We start from the raw sequence: 17,191 nt of genomic DNA, 5'->3' as shown, positions 1-17,191 counted from the left end.
AAATTTATAATGGCATTCAACCCAAAATCAGCATACACTACAGTTCCCAAAGAAATCAGTATAAAGGACTTTTTTGATTATAAAGAGGACTATGTGACTAGACCTCCATATCAGCGTAAGGTAGTTTGGAAACGCAAAAAAAAGCAATCCTTGATGGATAGTTTATTTCGTCGATATTACATTCCTAAACTGGTAATTAGAGAGGTGCGATTAGACGATAGCAACGTACTTTTTGAAATTGTAGACGGTCAGCAACGTATTACTACGGTTCAGGATTTTTTTAATAATGCGTATCCATTACCGAAATCATTGAGCGATTTGGGAGAAGGTGTCGCTGGTAAATATTATAGAGACCTGGGTACTGATGTACGAAAGTTTATAGATAAGTCATTGAAGTATCAAGCAGACGTAATTAAGGATATTGATCAACCGGAAAGTGTAGAGCATCAGATTATCGCAACGGACATCTTCTGGCGCCTGCAGCAGGGTGAAACCTTGAATTATATGGAAATCGCTCATGCCCAATTATCTAGTCTAAGTAGAAACTTTATCGTGAAGTATGCAGACGACTTAACTTTTGATTACGAGACGTATGCTACTATTGATAGCAATCCTGATAAGATGTCTTTCTTTTCATTACTAAATGTAGACAATGAGAGAATGAAACATTTACAATTCATGGCTCGTTTTCTAATTATTGAAAACGCAGGTGGTTATGCTGATCTAGGAGATAAAAAGATTACCGAGTTCATAAATGATCACAAAACAGCAAAGGGAATTGGAGATTATAGCTTTGAGAATTCAAAAGTTGCTATAGAGGTTCGCAAGAATTTAAAAGCGATTTATAACATCTTTAAAGATGATCCTATACTGGATGAAAAAAATGGGATTAAAGAATTGTCTACGGAGTACTTCATTATTTCAATTTACATGCTAATTAGGCATCTTAGGATGTATTACGTTTTGGACGAGAACATTCAAAAGCACATCCGAGAGTTCGTTTACAGCTTTCATAAAAGATGGAAAACATATGACGAAGCAAGTGATACCGATCTACTTACATTCAGCAATAGAAGACAACAATCTGAAAACGATTTAGAAGTCAGAGATAGGATATTGCGTCAAGTCTTTTTTGAGTATCTGAAAAATAATGAAATTGTGCTTCTTGAAAAAGACGAGAAACGTGCATTTTCAGAGTTAGAGCGCTTGATTATTTATAGAGATGGAAAAGGCTGCTGTCAAGAATGCTTGCGAGAAGGTAAATCTGAAAAAGAATCTAAAGTCAGTTGGTCTAACTATCAAGCTGATCATGTAATACCACATTCAAGAGGTGGCCAGACGATTGTTGAAAATGGAGAACTCCTCTGTGCACCTCATAATTTATCAAAAGGTGCCAAGGTTTAGAGAAATACTCAAGTGATAAAGTTTGTAGAAAAACAATAAGGCTACGAATTAACGAATTTTATAAGGATAGTTGAATGGAAGCAAAAGCAATTAAAGGCGAACTGACCAAATTTATCAAGTCATCGATGGGAAGTAAAAACCCACGATTCAACGGCTGGTATGCGGGAATAACTAATAACGAAAAACGTCGTAAAGGAGAGCATTCACTTAAGAACGGTAAGATTGTGCATTGGAAATGCATCAATGCTGGCACAATGATAAAAGCAAATGAAGTTGAATCATATTTTTCAGCCAAAGGAACACAAAATATGCCTCAGCCACAAGGAGCAAAGATTACCTCAAAGTGGGTTTATATTTTTAAACTAGCTAAGAAGCCTCAAGGAATGAATGGGCTTGCTGGTCCGTTGGACAGAAAGACAGTTTACGAATATGTTTTTGACGAATAAAAAATCACACACTGATGTTAGACCAATCATTCTCTGGTAAAAATTTTAGAATCATATTTGATATAGCAAATAGAAATGGACTTTTTGTTGAAGATAAGTTGGGGCTTACCTCTATAAGAGCGTTTACTAATGACATTAAAATATATGGCAATCTCGCAAAGCATAATAAAAAAATAGGTCGTAAAGATTTACATATTTTTTTCAATGAAGTTAAAGAGCAAATAAGAAAGAATAGAGATTTAGAAGTAGAAGCTGTTTTGAACGCAATCAGCTCAAATATTGCCGAAACAAAATTTAAGATAGCTCTGAAACAAATAAAAATCCCTGGCGGTAAAAATCTATATACAATAGATAGTACGCCAGAATTTTTTTTTGCAATTAAACAGTTACAATTCAATTTATCACGTTTGTATGGTGTCAAACAGTCCGACCGCAATATGATTGTAGATCAACTAAAGGGATTATTAGAAAATAACTTTCCAAAAATTATTGTTAGGACAGATATCAAAAACTTTTATGAGTCAATTGATCATACAACATTACGTAAAAAAATAAATCAAGATAATCTACTTACGCCAAAGTCTCGCAAGCTAATTAATCAAGTCCTAAGAAGTTATAGAGATTTATCAGGCAGTCACGTTGGGGTCCCGCGTGGTATTGGTATAAGTGCTTATTTGGCAGAAATATACATGCGTAAGATTGACCAAATAATAAGGCAACAACCCGATGTTATTTATTATGCTCGCTACGTTGATGATATTATAATTATCCTGCTACCAAATCCAAATAAGCCTAAGGTAGACTACCTTGGACAGATAACTTCCGCGATTGAAAACAATAGCGACTTACTAACTAATACAGCCAAAACATTGACAAGAGAAATTCTAGATGATAAAAACTATAGGTTTGATTTTTTAGGTTATAACTTTATCATTAAAGAAGGAGTCGTCAAAACTAAGCTGACCTTAAGTAAGTATGATAAATTAAAGACACGTATAGAGACCTCATTTGAGAATTACGCAAATTTATCCGTGGTTAATGAAAAACTTGCAAGAAAAATACTTGTGTGGCGAATTCGCTTTCTAACAGGTAATACAAGACTTGCAAATAATAAATCTAAAATATTAATTGGTATTTACTATTCTAATAACTTCTTGACTGAAAAAAATCAAATAGGTAGGTTGGACGGTTTATTAAAGAGAGAAATTCATACAAAATTATCATCAGCCTCATTAAAAAAAAGACTTTGTAAATATACTTTTCAAGATGGTTTTGAAAACAGGAGGTTTTCAGCTTTTACTGGTGTACAATTTAGAGAAATAATGAAAATTTGGAAGTAATGAAGAAAAACAAAAGTACCATTACTTCAAAAAAGCAGCGCGTGGTTTTATCTGAGGTTCTACCCTATGAAACACCAGCAACCTTTTCAAATCGATTCTTTTATAAGTTTTTAAGTAATAAAGGTGTCATTGTAGAAAACGATAGGATTTTTTGGAATGATACAGATCCAGCCACTAAATCAATTATAAAAATACTATTTGGTCTTACTGATAAATATATTCTTTCTGACTCAAATTCTAGCTACACTCTTAATGTGCCTAAAGGAGCTTTAAAAGCAATACCCTTTCAGTACAAAATATCACATAAAAAAAAGGAATTTAGAGAGCTTACAGTTGTTCATCCCAAAAGTCAAATATGTGTAGTTGAATTTTACAGCAATTTTAAAAATCTCATATTATACTACTCTAATCGAAGTGAGTTTTCAATCCGTTACCCTTTTAAAGTTGCTCAGTATTCTTACTTTAAAGATAGATTACATTATGATACATTATCACCAGATCACGAAATAGCTGGTGTTGAAGAATTTGACAAAGAGTATGAAAATCTCAAAACTTATTTTTCTTATAAAGAAATAAGCAATATTCACAAATTCTATGAGTCGTACAAATATCACAGATGTGAAAAAAAATACAAACACCTCTATAAGTTCGATATCTCAAAATGCTTTGATAGCATATACTCACACTCTATAAGTTGGGCTTTATTGGAAAAAGAGATAGTCAAACATAACATTGGTAAATCAAGTTCCACATTCGGAGGCAAATTTGACCGGCTAATTCAAAACCTTAACTACGGAGAAACTAATGGAATAGTCATTGGCCCAGAATTTTCAAGGATTTTTGCTGAGATTATTTTACAAAAAATAGACAAGACCATCTATGAGCAATTGCTTCAGCTTGAAACGCCTTTGATACATAAAAGAGACTATGAAATATATCGCTATGTGGATGATTATTTCATTTTTTACAATGATGAAGCCATAAAAGATGAAGTGGTCGGAAGGTTTAGATTAAAACTAAGAGATTATAAACTCGGTCTAAACGAAGAAAAAAGCGAAGAGTATTTGAAGCCCATACTTACAGGAATAACAGTAGCTAAAGTTAACATTGTAAAACTTTTAGATAAAAACTTATCATATACTCTGGATAGCGATACTATTCCTGAAACGTTTTATGTAAGTTCTAATAAACTTATCACTGAATACAAAATAATTGTAAAAGGTGCGGATGTAAGGTACAAGGATATTCAAAACTTCACTTTAGGTTGCATAGACAATAAGGTAGTCGCATTTATAAAAATAAATGGAGAAACTAATCGTGATCGATTATTTACAAGCAAAATCATTTTAGAAATTTTAGATTTAACTTTCTTTATTTATGCCGTAGAGCCACGAGTAAATAGCACCATAAAATTGTGTTCAATCACAGCCAAAATTATACAGTTTGCAAAGTTATATCTGAACAATGATCATCAAGATCAGGTGTTTAAAAAAGTATACGATGAAATCTTTTTAGTGCTTAAAAAGGATCGAATGAAAGAGCACATTCAAATAGAAACACTTTATTTACTATTATCTTTAAAAGATCTAGGCCGCGAATATCGACTTGACCAAGACGTGCTTGCTTATTATATGGGTATCGATATAAAAAATAAAAGATGCTCATTCCCATTGCACTATTTTTCTATTACTGTTATTCTCTTCTATATAGGAAATAAGGTGCGATATAAATCTCTACGAAGAATATTAGAGCAGTATATAATTAACAAAATTAAAAATGTCGCTGTTGAGAATCGCACTCAAAGTGCCGAGTTGGTAATGTTATTTTTCGATTTACTTAGTTGTCCTTATTTAGACAGAACCTTTAAAAACAAGCTGTTTCCATTATTCAGTATAAGCTCATCAGATGGCAGATTGAAATCTAAACTAATAAACTACCAAAAATATTGGTTTACTAAATGGGATAATTTTAATTTTGGAAAAGAATTAGAAGCAAAGAAAAGCCAAGAAGTATATTAAAATACGCTCCGCTCAAATAACGACTTCCTCGGGAGTTCACACACAAGCGTTCTATTTACTCTTTGATAAAAAGAGAGTAAATATAAAGAAGCAGCCTGAGCGGGCTGCTTTCTTTATTCACTGATTGAAGTTTATATGACACCAAAACCGAAAGAATATATTGGTTATGATTATAATGGTCTTAAAATATATCCCAGATTAGATCTATTATTAAATTACAGAACAATCGGGAGCTCCGCGGATCCAATAATGAGAAATACAGATGAATGTATTTTTTGTGGAAGTCAACTAAAAGCTAATAATAAAACTCAATCTCACTTAATTCCTGAGTTATTTGGGAAAAATGCAACTCTAAATGATTTTGAATGTGATGACTGTAATAAAATGTCTGGTAGATGGGAAAGTTCGGTAGGAACTTTCTTAACACCCATCAGGATAGTAAGTAAAATTAAAAACAAAAAGAGTAAAATACCTAAGTTCAAATCAAGGCTAGATGATTATGATTATCCTACGGAAATTTTCATGGACGAATTAGGGGTCTTAAAAGGTAAGTTGGCGACCGCCGAGGACTTTAAAATTCTAGATGATGAAATAGCTAAATTGACTTTCCGATTAGGCGGTGCAAATCCATTCCACATTTATAAAGTGTTTTTGAAAATCGCTTTGTCGCTAATGCCAGATAAAAAACTGAAAAAAGAACAATGGATGAAGCATCTACTTTTCAGTGATAATGTGACCAAACAAATATTCCCATGCATGTATCAAATCTATACTGATCAAATGATTTTTCCAGAGCCCTATTTTGAGCTGAAGCAGCTTGCAGTTCAGCATAAATATCATCCACAATATTTATTGATCGCTTATTTCGGAAAAACTATGCTCGAAATAGTTTTACCTATTAAGAAACCGAAGAACAAGATTGTTGTCAATATGCCCCCAATCTTAGAGATACAAGGCGTTAGAAAAACTTACGAGGTTGAAAAGATAGACTTAAGTAATAATGAAAATAAGAGATGGAATATGACATTTACTCTTCAAATGGATAAAAGAAATGTCGCTAGTTTTCAAATGGGTCTAACGGGAAATTTTAATGATTATAGCATAGGGTAATAACAACCAAAATTTAATGAACAAACTTCAAGTCAACTGATGATTTTTTGGAATATATATAAGAATATCATCGAGTTACCCTCTATAATGTCCACTTACGTCCAAAGTTTACAATCCACTTAAAAAAGTGCCTATATATTTGAACCATCATTAATTTAAAACTTAAAATCATGGCAAAGTCAAGCGGATTAAAAAATGCACCAAGTACAACTGGAAACAAATCAGGAAGCGGAAGAGGAAACAATCCACCCAGAACAAGTTCAGGTAAAACAGGATACTCTAGTTCAAAAGGAAAGAAGTAAATTTTTTAAATGGTCGCAATTTTGAAAAATTGCGACCATCTTTATCTATGACTGAAGAAGATTTAAAGAAACGAAAGTTTGAAAATGGAGTTCCATTTTGGTTCATACTTATCTGCCTATTAAACTACAACTTCAAATCTTTCAGACGCTTTCTAATTTACTTGTTGAATGCTGGTTCTTTAATTGATTTGAGAGAGATATCTTCTGCACAGATAACTAATGAAGAAATCATAGCCTACTTGGAACCTATGTTTGGAGACCGTGTCCCACGGTCTTTGATTGGTGACATCATTGGTGTAAAATCAAGAACCACCTTTAATAAGTACTTTGGTGATTTCATTAAAGAGAACAATTTATCAAAGCGTAAAGGGTTCACTTTACTAGAAGCTTATAAACTATTGGAGTTCTGGCAAGGTGAAGGAAAATGGGGAAGATTTAAAGCAGCAAAAAAACGCAAGCTTGCAAATATTCTTCATAATAAAAATTATGAAAGAACGGCCGAAGAATTCAGAAGCGCACTCAACTATGATGAATACAAATCAAATTTGATCAGTCCTAAAAAAATTAAAACCTTTATAGATCACATTGACCTTGATGAAAAAAGTAAAATTGAAGAGCTCATAGGTTTTGAAGAATTTGAAAACAGTTCACTATGGACTTTCGGGATTTTAATGTTTTGTCACTCATTAAATGAAAAAGGAATTAGGATGTATAATCCAAGGGATGTTAAAAAACCCATGATTTTCAAAAAAAACAATCAGTCTAAACCAATGGAATGGTCAGAAGCATTAGCAGAGATATTGGGGCATACTAAAAAGTAAATCTCAAAAAGAATTTATTTACATCGTTCAATTCCATATATCTTCATTTTGAAAATTATTATCTAGAATAGGAAATCGCATTGAATTACGATGGTATGATCGATTGCCTGTGAGATGACAAAAATTCTCACGATAGTCCATATTTTTCCACTCTAGCCATTCATAGTATGCATTTTTTGATAGCGGCTGTGATGGATTAAACGCAATCTGTTCTCCAGTCCTTATACAGTAACCATGAGAAGGACTTTCTTGACTCGACTCTTTTTGGGTTTTGAGCTCCATTTCTGATCGCTTTTCTGATCGGGATTTGAGTACTGGAACGAGGTCTTTTTCATCAAGGCTGATAACATCAATATCTTGATAAACTATTCTTTCATACTCACTATCGCTGGGGTCAAATGAGTCAAAGAGATCTAATAAGGTCTCTGATTTAGTGTAGTTCTTACTCAAACCGAAAATGGCTGTTTTGAAAACGGGTCGCTTAATGAATAAACAATGTGCCGATTCTTCAAGAATTTTATAATGATTATCTAAGTGTACCTCATAAACTTTTTCAGCCAATTTGGTCCGACCGAACCAAATACCATACTCAACATTATTCTCTGCAGAATAATCATAAAGGTTCATGGAGGTAACTATACCATTGTTCTCATTTGAATAACTTTTTGCATGCAGTCTAGGCTCATATATAATGGAAACATTGGGAAATGTCTTAAAATATTCTAGGTCCTCAGTCCTAACGCTTCGATAAAAATCATTTTCGTTTTTACCAAACATAATTTGGAGGTAAATAGATGGATTATTTTTAATAAGATCAAATCGTTCCCTGAAATGATCATCAAGTTTGATAAAAGGTGAGGTAATAAATAGAAATTTCTTAGTATCTGTAATTATGTTATCAATTGCATCGTTAAGTGCGTCGCCAGTTAAAAAGGTACTCATGTAATAATTTAAGTTTATAAATTAGTTTTCCTGTCAAAATCAGCTTGATAGGTCTCAACAAAGGCAATAGTTTGCTCAGCTGTAGTTTTTACCAGAGAATCGAAATAAGCCTTATCATTATGTAATTTCTGCAAAGTTTTGAGGCTGGATAGATTGAGGGGATTACTTTCATTGGTTTTGATAGTTCTTATCGACTGCCAGCCATAATTAAAAAACTGATCTTCTTCTTCAAGTATTTCAATTTTAGCTTCTTTATCTATTACACCCACAAACAAACGCCCGTGAAAATGTCCTAAGCCAGAGAAGGATTCAATACCAAAAATGATGTTTCTGTTTTCATATTTTCCATCAATCCATATTTGTGAATGGACTGAGCTAATGTCATTACCCAAACGCACTGGAAATTTTCCCACCAATGATTCTTCAAGAGTTTGAAATACCGCAATTTTAAATTTATCCTTTATATTTTCAATGGCCTTTTGGTAATGTGAGTGGATATAGCTTGCTCCTTCTAAATCCTTTAATATAACGTCTTGAAGCTGGTTTTCTAATACATTTTCCATGCTGTTGGTTAGTTGTTTTAATAGTATATAATATTGTTTCAAAGAGGTTTCAATTATCGATCCTGCTGGTACCGTAGCCATACACTTTTCTAGCCAATTCAAAATATGGTTGCGGTATGTTATAATCTTATATTCCTCTTCCTTTAAGTTTTGAAGGCTGTCTGCCGATGGGTTATCGCCGAATAGATTTAAGTAATATAAAGATGAGAACGAAGGCCTGTACAAACTATACCTATACATCTGTTTAGGCTGATCACCGGCATAGATTTTATTTTCAATTGCAATTATCTTATTACTTGGAAATGTAATAAGTATATCTATAAAGCCGCCACTCCAGTAATCCTTTGTAATTTTTCCAATGTGATGTTCCGACTTAACCTTTACCGATTTTAAGTTTTCACCAGAGTAATCATATCCTATTTGATCAAGAAAGAGCCTTAGAAATAGATCCTCCTGGTAATGGTTACCATTAGGATCCAATAATGCGACGAGCATTCCAGAATGAGTCTTTGTTTCATTATACTCCATTCTCAATATGGAAAATAAATTGAAATCTTCACCATTTTTTTTGGTGTCAAACTCGTGTTGTTTCACGATTTTTTTAGCCTCCTCTAATAGTTGCTCGATTGTCAAACAATCTCTCATGTAATTTTTCAAATTTTAATGCAGGTTTATCTGTCTCCTTTATCGAATAAATGGAGCAGGCTTATTTCTATTTCGCTTTCGCGAAAGCGTAAATGAATTAGTCATTACCTATCTTGATTGTTCTAGTAGCTTCTAAAAATTGAAACAAATATTTCAAAAACTCTTCAATATTCTCATCGTCATTGATATACACCCAAGCATTAGGCAGTAACAAATCCATAACAATATTTATAGTACTGTGATGATCGTTTATTGAATCCCAGTATTTCGTTTTTATTTCTACAGGCTCTTTTTGATCCAATTGCGCAAGCTTGGTTTTCATTTCCTCAAAACGTTGTTTGGCATTTATGCTTTTTGATGTTTCCAGTTCGAGATTTTTCTCAAGACTTCCTGCTTCATTCTTAACATAATACCAGCAAGAGTAACGAGTGTTCAAACGGTAATGCTTAGCCTCGGGATGGATGGAAATATCAAGACGATAATGGTGCTGATCTTTCTTAATCTGAAAGGTCAAATTAGATTGCACTCTGCTTTGATTATAAAGAATATCGAAATTTTTATCTTTTCCGCCTTCAATCAACTTGGATTTAATTTTATTGCGAAGGCTTTTGAGGAAATTGGATTTATGGATCTCATTAGGCGTAGATTCTTCTACCGTATCATTATAACTAGTCACAGCTGCAATTTGTATTGCGTTACTCATCACATCTTTGAGTGATACGTCTTGAGATTTATTCTCTTCCCTACCTGCATTATCTTCTATCAAATCTTTAACCTTGTTTAATAGTCGAGAAATCTGCATAGCACGATTACTGAGATATAAATCTCTCTGGCAAATTCTATATAAAATTTGCTCCCAAGGTTCATCAAAATATTGATTGGTTTTAAACTGCTCAATGACTGATGGCTCTAGGGCTTTCAATTTGAATGACTCGGCAAGTTCATCGTCCCATTGATCAAATTCTGGATACCGCTCCAGCGCTTTATAAACTAACGGATATGAAATTTGAATACTAAAAACTCCAATATTGATTAATTGCTCAAAGGCATTTGAGTCTTGATTGTCATCAACAGATTGTGAAATGTTTTTTACTAATGATAAGCTGTTAAGCAATCGTTTTATCGATCTTGGATTTGAACCTACCGTCAAGTTATTAAACTCCACTACCGCTTCTTGTACTTGCTCTGTAAAGTCTTCTTCTTTAAAATAAGCAAGCTCTTTGAGGTTGTCTATAATCAAATCATTTACTCGATATTGACCTATAGGCATTGAAAAAGGCAATTGAATAATCTTCTCAAAGAAAGAACGAAACTCGCGCTCGTTCTCTTGTGTCTTCTTCCCAAATTTAGGCTCCAGCCCTTTTACTACTACTTCATAATCAATAGCGAGTAAAAAAATACAATTTTCAAGGTCAAAAATGTTTTTGAGCAACTCTAAAATCTGTACAGCAACTGGTGGGTTAATTCGGTCTAGATCGTCAATAAAAAAAAGAAAACCATTAATACTATTATCTCCATTTACACATTGATTAATCTGTGCCTGAAGCTCTGAATGAAGTTCTCGCAAGGATGAGCGATTCTCGTTTTTATCAAATAATTGATCCGTGACATCTCCAGCCATACCAGCAGTTGCATAGTTTGCAGCTGCTTTAGTTGCTGTTTTAGCCACAGATCCAAAGAAACTAGCTGCCTTACGTTTAAGATTCTCTACATTCTGATTTTTATCCTTCTCGAGAACTTCCACTACATTGACTATGATGCCTTTTATTATCTGAGTCATTGTGGTGTACTCATCATTCAATAAGGAGTATTCCCATGTGTTGATCCAAATATCAAAAAATGGTTTACCGTCTCCGCATAAATCGTGTCTTACAGAATTCATCAACGAAGTCTTACCACTTCCCCATTCTCCTTGAACGGCTACGGTTAGCGGTGTTTGGGCATTTTTAATAAAATTAGATAGCCCTTTTTGATAATTTAAGATTCCAAGTTGGTCCTTATCGCTTGCAATTTTCGGTACGTCTATTATGCTGGATATATTAATCATTTGGAGTAAGATCTGCTTATTCGTTTACATTTAGAGTCATAGGTTTCCGCATAATTGCCATTTTGAATGGAAAAGGTATCGCCTGATGCTCCTAAGAAACGGTCAATATCTTTATGCATTCTAGCGATTCTTTTTAAATCCTGATCGTAGGTTTCTATGTAGTTTCCGTTCTGGATCACCACGATCTGATCAGAATTTCCCAAAAGTTGATCATCGCAATGCATTCGACTAATTCGTTTTCCGTTTTTGTCAATTGTTTCTAAGTAATTACCAGATTGTTTGACTCTTGCTATCATAAATAATTTTTTACCATAAATTAAAAAACAAAATCCCCAAAGCATGCAGATTCCCAGTTGTAGGAAAATGCGATGATTTAGGGGGTCATGAAGGTAATTGTTAAAGTAAACAAAACGAAGTAAAAGCAAATAAAAAGAGCTAACTATTAGCATCTAATTAATTATTAATTACTTACAAATAGGATTAAAAGATAGAGAACTAATTTGCAAGAAAGATACGTTATGAATTCATATGGTTGCAATCGACGAGAGCAGTACCTGAGAGGTAGCTATATCATCAAAATATTCTGGAGCTTCTCTTGAATAAAAGCACCTCGCTCCATAGCAGTCCTTTGGTTGATGTGACATTCAATTATCTCACTGCTATTTGGATGATCTAAAATAAAAGAACTCATTTCCTTTAAGGTTTTCTGCACGGCTGCAGACGCCTCATTTACGTTCTGCACTACATCCAAGTTATTATCCAGCACATAGATAATATCTTCAAAATCATGACTATATCTGGGATCAGAACCTCTGCTGTTGTACGCCTCCCATTTGGTAGCCAGAAAAATAGAAACTGGCAACACGGCGATTTCAATTCCGTCAATGGTAGTTTTATAAGCTTTGTCAAAGCCTGGTTTCAACCAAGAGTTTGTTGGGCCAAAAGCCGTCTCCTCAAACGGAATAAAATCGATCAAAATTCCCTTGTGAGTGTATCGATACATGTGGGTCCCTTCAGGGTCAGGATAGATTTGTTTTGTAGCGAGTTGTTCCCTCAAAGCTTCCATCTGGCTGAATGTGGACACTTGTACGCAAACATCTATATCTTCCGTCATTCTTGGAAGATCTGCACCAGGCTCAGTTGCATAAATACTGATTACCGCACCACCTATATAAACGACTTCATTATTAAGATCGCCAAGTGCACGAGCTACTTCGGCAACTACTTTTAGATTGAGCTGTGAGTTATTTGGCATTTTGTAATTGTTGCTTTACTAGTTGTACAGCTAGTTGCTGTTCCCTCACCTTCCCTACCCGTATTGCATCGATTAAGGCAAGTGCCTTATGTAATTCGGGATTGCTTGCAACTGCTATAGGCACTGTTTTGTACAGTGGCTCTATGGACTGTCCTTGAGCGTTTCCACGAGCGTAAGGCCATACATAGATTTCTTCGCTAACAATTTTATCCTTCAATGGTGGTGCTGAATGTGCAGTCGTAATTCCTCTAACAATAGCTCCAGGACGTTGGGGGAATATATATTTAACACCGTGTTCTATGAGCTCTAAAAGATTGAGCAAATTGACTTTTTTACCACTTGCATTTAATAGTCCCGCATACTTTGATCTGGACAATGACTCCGATACTTCAGACTGGCTTAAATGCAAGTCGTCAGCCAATGATTGTTGCAACCAGAGTTGCTCGCCCATAAGCGCAATTTTCAGCAGGATTAGTATATCCTGCGATTTCAAAACCGCCTTGTTATTCATAATATTGCGTATTGCGATATGCAATATAGAAAATAAAGCAATGAATACCGGTAAATTAAGTTATCATATTGCATATCGCGATATTCGATAAACTTACATGTCTCACTAATTACCTGCTTTGTATAAACCAATGCTCGCTGTAATTTACCCAGTCTGAGTACATTTGAACTTACAAATAGGATTAAGTTCGACCATCGACTTTAAAAATAATTGATTTCAAAATCAGTAATGGTACCACATAAATTGTTTAATCAGTACACCTATTCTCCACCTATAAGGCTTCTATCTCATTATATCAACACATTGAATATTCTGTATCAGCAAATAAATACGATTGAACTTATTGGGCATAGATTCTAAGGAATCAAACTTGGTACTTTTCTATTTGTAAGAATGTGAAAATTATTGGTGGACTATGTGCAAAAACGTTTCTGAATTCCTCGTATTTATAAATATCGCTTTCGCGAAAGCGTAAAACTCATTTTTAAGTACTAAATCCTTGAGGTCAAGCCCTCGCCAGTAAATAGAATTACCTAAAAAATTAGATTTAATTTATGTATTTAACATTTTGAAGCATAATTAAATCATCTTTAAGTTTAGTATAAATCCGATGAATTCATTGGATATCAAAAAAAAACGGACTCTCATCAAAGCCCGCTTTTCTACTTGTAATCTTCAATTATTTAAAGATCAGATTCATATCTTAAATCTACTCCAAATACATGAAGATTCGCTTTTTTAGAAATCGTTTCAGATCCATTCAGTGGTTTGCCCATTACATTACTCACGGAATTAGATCGTAAGCCTTTAGTTTTTAACGAATTAAAGGCTAAATACCCATCGTTTATCTTTTAATCTGAAGTAATGTTCCATAGGTAAGAGATCTCCACATCCATTCTAATGGACCGTACAAAAAATATTTCAACCAGATTTTACTCAATATTATCTGAACTATAAATACAGTTACGGCAACTAAGAGACAATCGAATGGACTTAAGGTCTCATAAAGTTGAAATCCTATTGATGAAAATGTAATTAAACCAATAAAACTTTGAAATATATAATTTGTAAGTGCCATTCTTCCGATAAACCTAAAAGATTTTAAAACTTTCGCGAAAGTGGTATTGTAATATAACCAACCGATTATCCATAGATAAAATAAGCCCATTAGAACATCTGAAACTACCATAACTTTTATGAAAATTTCACGATTATCTTCGATTGTAAATAGCTGATGGTTTATTATTATAAATAGAAATAGTACCCTGTAAACATTACTGAGCAAAGTAACGATGAGAACTGGGATAGTAATCGTTTTAATAAAGCTATCTAATGATTGATAAACTTTTAATTTTCCCAAGTATAGACCTAAAAGAAACATTGCTATAGCGATAGGAGCTAAGAATTGAAACAGCACAGGTATATTTGCGAGGTATTCTAAAACTCTTAGTTTTAATCCCTCGATGTACGTTCCATTTTTGATAATATGACTCACGGTTTCTCCTGTATAACCTGATAGATAAAGCTCTGGACTATAATTGAGTTTGTCAAAAATAAATTCAAAGGCTTGATTATAAAAGGGAAATATTAAAAATAGAACGGAAAGGGCTAATATTAATTTGCTGGGTAATTTTAAAAGTAAAATGGTAAACAGACCAATTATAGCATATAGATTAAGAACATCTCCAGACCATAAAAATAAAATATGCATTACACCAATAATGAAGAGAATAATCATCTTACGACTAAAGAATATTATTGGAGATTTTTTTCTTTCCAAAATCTTTATTGCCTGCATCGCTATACCTAAACCAAAAAGTAATGAAAATATGGGGAAAAATTTAGTATAAAAAAAAAGTTGCAAAATTTTTCCTGTCATTAAATCTAAAGTTGAAGTAAATTTTTGGGTGTACTCATCTTGATTCAAGAATGTCGAATTCATTATGGTTATATTAACTACGAATATTCCCATTAATGCGAAACCTCTATAGATATCTAAAATTTCTATACGCTGTGAATTTTTAACTGGCTTCGATATATTACTTTTATTGCTCAACTTTAATGTTTTTTATTATTGTACTAAATTTAAAATGCATTTCCTTGATTTACTCTTTTAAATTTTTAAATAATTTTTCAACTCCTTTATGAATACCTTTTTCCATAGTAGGTATAAACGCCTTGAGGTCAATTTCCTTTTCAATATCAAAATCTTTCGAAACCGGATAGACACCGTCCATTTTTGCAAATGAATATTTATAAAACTCTATCTGGCGTCCTGTATTTCTATTATTAATAGAATCAGTGTATTTTATTTCCTCCTTTAACTCTTCTATCGTAGGTGGCTTGTAACCCAAATCTGCCAAATCTTCCCATTTTGGACTAATAGATTCATAATCAGTAAATCGTTCTACCTTAATGATAAATTTGTTTTCATCTAAGTGATAAATGGTTTTATAAGAACAACCGTGTTCATCTGCATATGTTTTTTGATTAAATTTGTCTAAAAGCGTCTCAATAATTTTGTCCCGCTCGTATTCATAATTGATAATTGATGCTGGTAAAACGTGATTCCCTAACACATTCTCTTCTCTAAAAAACTCTAGTTTTGTTACTCGATTATATTTGTCTATAGTTTCTCGGATAAATTTTTTTTGGGATTGAAATCGTTCCAAGTTTCTACTATTACTGGTCTCTCAAAACCTCCAATAATATTTCTATGATGGGTTACAGTAATTGCATTTTTAGGTGGTATTAGATTTGGCAATTCTTTTCTCGTAACACAAGCTGAGGAAAGTAAAATTAAGAGCGTGTAGATAAATGTTTTCTTTAATTTCATTGTAAATATTTAATTACGCTATTCTAAAATCCATTTAATTAGATCATCCTTATCGACAATAGACCAGCTATGTGGATTCTTACTGCCATCTGCTCGATAACCTTTATCTTCTGTTTGTATGAGACTTACATACCGCCATTTTTTTTTATTAAGCAGTACTTCAGTTCTTTGCAAAATATATGCATTAGTAGATTCAAATTTTGTCCCTCTTGTTTCTTGCCACCATAGCGTATCAGGTTCTGTATAGAATCTTAATTTCGTCTCGCTCAGATTGTTGATGTTTGAAATATTTCCGCTTTTTAAAACAATTGGTGATATTTTCTCTAAGCCATTTAAAATTGATGTACCATCAGGTACTTGATCTTCTAAGAAATTTGCTATGAAATTAGGCTCTTGCAGACGTTCCTCAGTAAGATTTTTGTTTTTTAAATCTTTTTGTGCACTTTCATACATTGCAAACAAATCAATAGGAGCATCTACTACGAACACGCCTTGTGGTTGAGCTTTACTGTTAATTTTTGTTAAATAATCTGAAATATCTAAGGCTACATTACCACCAATGGACATACCGCCTATAACAATTTTTTGAGGTTTTAAGTCATATTTGTTGATAGCATCCTCAATTAATTTTGCAAGATCTTTTGATGTATCGTCATCAACCCAAAAGTGTCTATTGAAATTCATAAAAAGAACCGAAATATTATTTTTTGTAGCTTTATCAGTAATGTTGAAGTTTTCCTTAGTTTGTTTTGAAGTAGCTCCTCCACCTGGAAATAATATTAGCAAGGCCTGAGTATGATCTGCTTTTTCTAGAACGTAATCTTCCGTAGTTAATGTCACAATTTCATTATCTGGCCCATTCTTAAATTGCGCTTTTTCTTTGCAACTTATTGCTACTATTAAAATTATTATATAAATTCTTTTCATAATATAGGTAAATGGTTTGTTATT

The 17,191-nt window shown here is 33.2% G+C and carries 16 protein-coding genes; 7 read left to right on the top strand and 9 right to left on the bottom strand.

Annotation, left to right across the window (positions count from 1 at the left end; all coding sequences use genetic code 11):
* The first annotated feature begins 9 nt into the window (after positions 1–9).
* From BLO34_RS03340 to BLO34_RS03315, 7 genes are all read left to right on the top strand, one after another.
* The gene (locus BLO34_RS03340; RefSeq protein ID WP_090752575.1) at positions 10–1,404 is read left to right on the top strand and encodes an HNH endonuclease family protein; all 1,395 of its coding nucleotides are present in this window, start codon (positions 10–12) and stop codon (positions 1,402–1,404) included.
* Positions 1,405–1,478: 74 nt separating this feature from the next.
* Positions 1,479–1,850, top strand: coding sequence for a hypothetical protein (locus BLO34_RS03335; RefSeq protein WP_090752574.1), 372 nt, complete (start codon positions 1,479–1,481; stop codon positions 1,848–1,850).
* Between the two features lie 14 nt (positions 1,851–1,864).
* Positions 1,865–3,190 (top strand): antiviral reverse transcriptase Drt3a, encoded by a 1,326-nt coding sequence (gene drt3a / locus BLO34_RS03330; RefSeq protein WP_090752572.1) that lies wholly within the window; start codon positions 1,865–1,867, stop codon positions 3,188–3,190.
* A complete protein-coding gene (drt3b, locus tag BLO34_RS03325; protein WP_090752571.1) occupies positions 3,190–5,208 on the top strand; it encodes an antiviral reverse transcriptase Drt3b in 2,019 nt (672 codons plus the stop codon). The genes drt3a and drt3b overlap by 1 nt, the downstream gene beginning before the upstream one ends.
* A 249-nt stretch (positions 5,209–5,457) precedes the next feature.
* Positions 5,458–6,318 (top strand): HNH endonuclease, encoded by an 861-nt coding sequence (locus BLO34_RS03320; protein WP_157686652.1) that lies wholly within the window; start codon positions 5,458–5,460, stop codon positions 6,316–6,318.
* A 170-nt stretch (positions 6,319–6,488) separates the two neighbouring features.
* The gene (locus BLO34_RS14755; protein WP_262492276.1) at positions 6,489–6,620 is read left to right on the top strand and encodes a hypothetical protein; all 132 of its coding nucleotides are present in this window, start codon (positions 6,489–6,491) and stop codon (positions 6,618–6,620) included.
* Positions 6,621–6,667: 47 nt separating this feature from the next.
* Positions 6,668–7,441, top strand: a complete 774-nt coding sequence (locus BLO34_RS03315; RefSeq protein ID WP_090752568.1) for a hypothetical protein — start codon at positions 6,668–6,670, stop codon at positions 7,439–7,441.
* Positions 7,442–7,468: 27 nt separating this feature from the next.
* On the opposite strand, the gene BLO34_RS03310 is transcribed toward BLO34_RS03315, so the two are convergent.
* The 9 genes from BLO34_RS03310 to BLO34_RS03270 form a co-directional block, all read right to left on the bottom strand.
* Positions 7,469–8,383: a phospholipase D family protein gene (locus BLO34_RS03310; RefSeq protein WP_090752566.1), complete on the bottom strand. Its 915-nt coding sequence runs from the start codon at positions 8,381–8,383 to the stop codon at positions 7,469–7,471.
* Positions 8,384–8,397: 14 nt separating this feature from the next.
* Positions 8,398–9,603: a PD-(D/E)XK nuclease family protein gene (locus BLO34_RS03305; protein ID WP_157686650.1), complete on the bottom strand. Its 1,206-nt coding sequence runs from the start codon at positions 9,601–9,603 to the stop codon at positions 8,398–8,400.
* An 85-nt stretch (positions 9,604–9,688) separates the two neighbouring features.
* Positions 9,689–11,638, bottom strand: a complete 1,950-nt coding sequence (locus BLO34_RS03300) for a P-loop NTPase fold protein (protein WP_090752563.1) — start codon at positions 11,636–11,638, stop codon at positions 9,689–9,691.
* The gene (locus BLO34_RS03295) at positions 11,635–11,934 is read right to left on the bottom strand and encodes a hypothetical protein (protein WP_157686648.1); all 300 of its coding nucleotides are present in this window, start codon (positions 11,932–11,934) and stop codon (positions 11,635–11,637) included. The genes BLO34_RS03300 and BLO34_RS03295 overlap by 4 nt, the downstream gene beginning before the upstream one ends.
* A 269-nt stretch (positions 11,935–12,203) precedes the next feature.
* The gene (locus BLO34_RS03290; protein WP_090752560.1) at positions 12,204–12,893 is read right to left on the bottom strand and encodes a nucleotidyl transferase AbiEii/AbiGii toxin family protein; all 690 of its coding nucleotides are present in this window, start codon (positions 12,891–12,893) and stop codon (positions 12,204–12,206) included.
* Positions 12,883–13,344, bottom strand: a complete 462-nt coding sequence (locus tag BLO34_RS03285) for a hypothetical protein (protein ID WP_231959546.1) — start codon at positions 13,342–13,344, stop codon at positions 12,883–12,885. Before BLO34_RS03285 ends, BLO34_RS03290 begins: the two co-directional genes overlap by 11 nt.
* 904 nt (positions 13,345–14,248) lie before the next feature.
* Entirely contained in the window at positions 14,249–15,460 is a 1,212-nt protein-coding gene (locus BLO34_RS03280; RefSeq protein ID WP_231959545.1) for a DUF418 domain-containing protein, read from the bottom strand.
* A gap of 49 nt (positions 15,461–15,509) precedes the next feature.
* Positions 15,510–16,076 carry a hypothetical protein gene (locus BLO34_RS03275; protein WP_090752557.1) on the bottom strand — a complete coding sequence of 189 codons (567 nt, stop codon included), beginning with the start codon at positions 16,074–16,076 and terminating at the stop codon, positions 15,510–15,512.
* A gap of 182 nt (positions 16,077–16,258) precedes the next feature.
* A complete protein-coding gene (locus BLO34_RS03270; protein WP_090752556.1) occupies positions 16,259–17,167 on the bottom strand; it encodes a hypothetical protein in 909 nt (302 codons plus the stop codon).
* Positions 17,168–17,191 lie beyond the last annotated feature (24 nt).

It is taken from the genome of Nonlabens sp. Hel1_33_55, from assembly GCF_900101765.1.
Lineage (GTDB): Bacteria > Bacteroidota > Bacteroidia > Flavobacteriales > Flavobacteriaceae > Nonlabens.
Note: the sequence above shows the minus strand (reverse complement) of the source record. Positions and strands in the feature narration are given on the sequence as shown.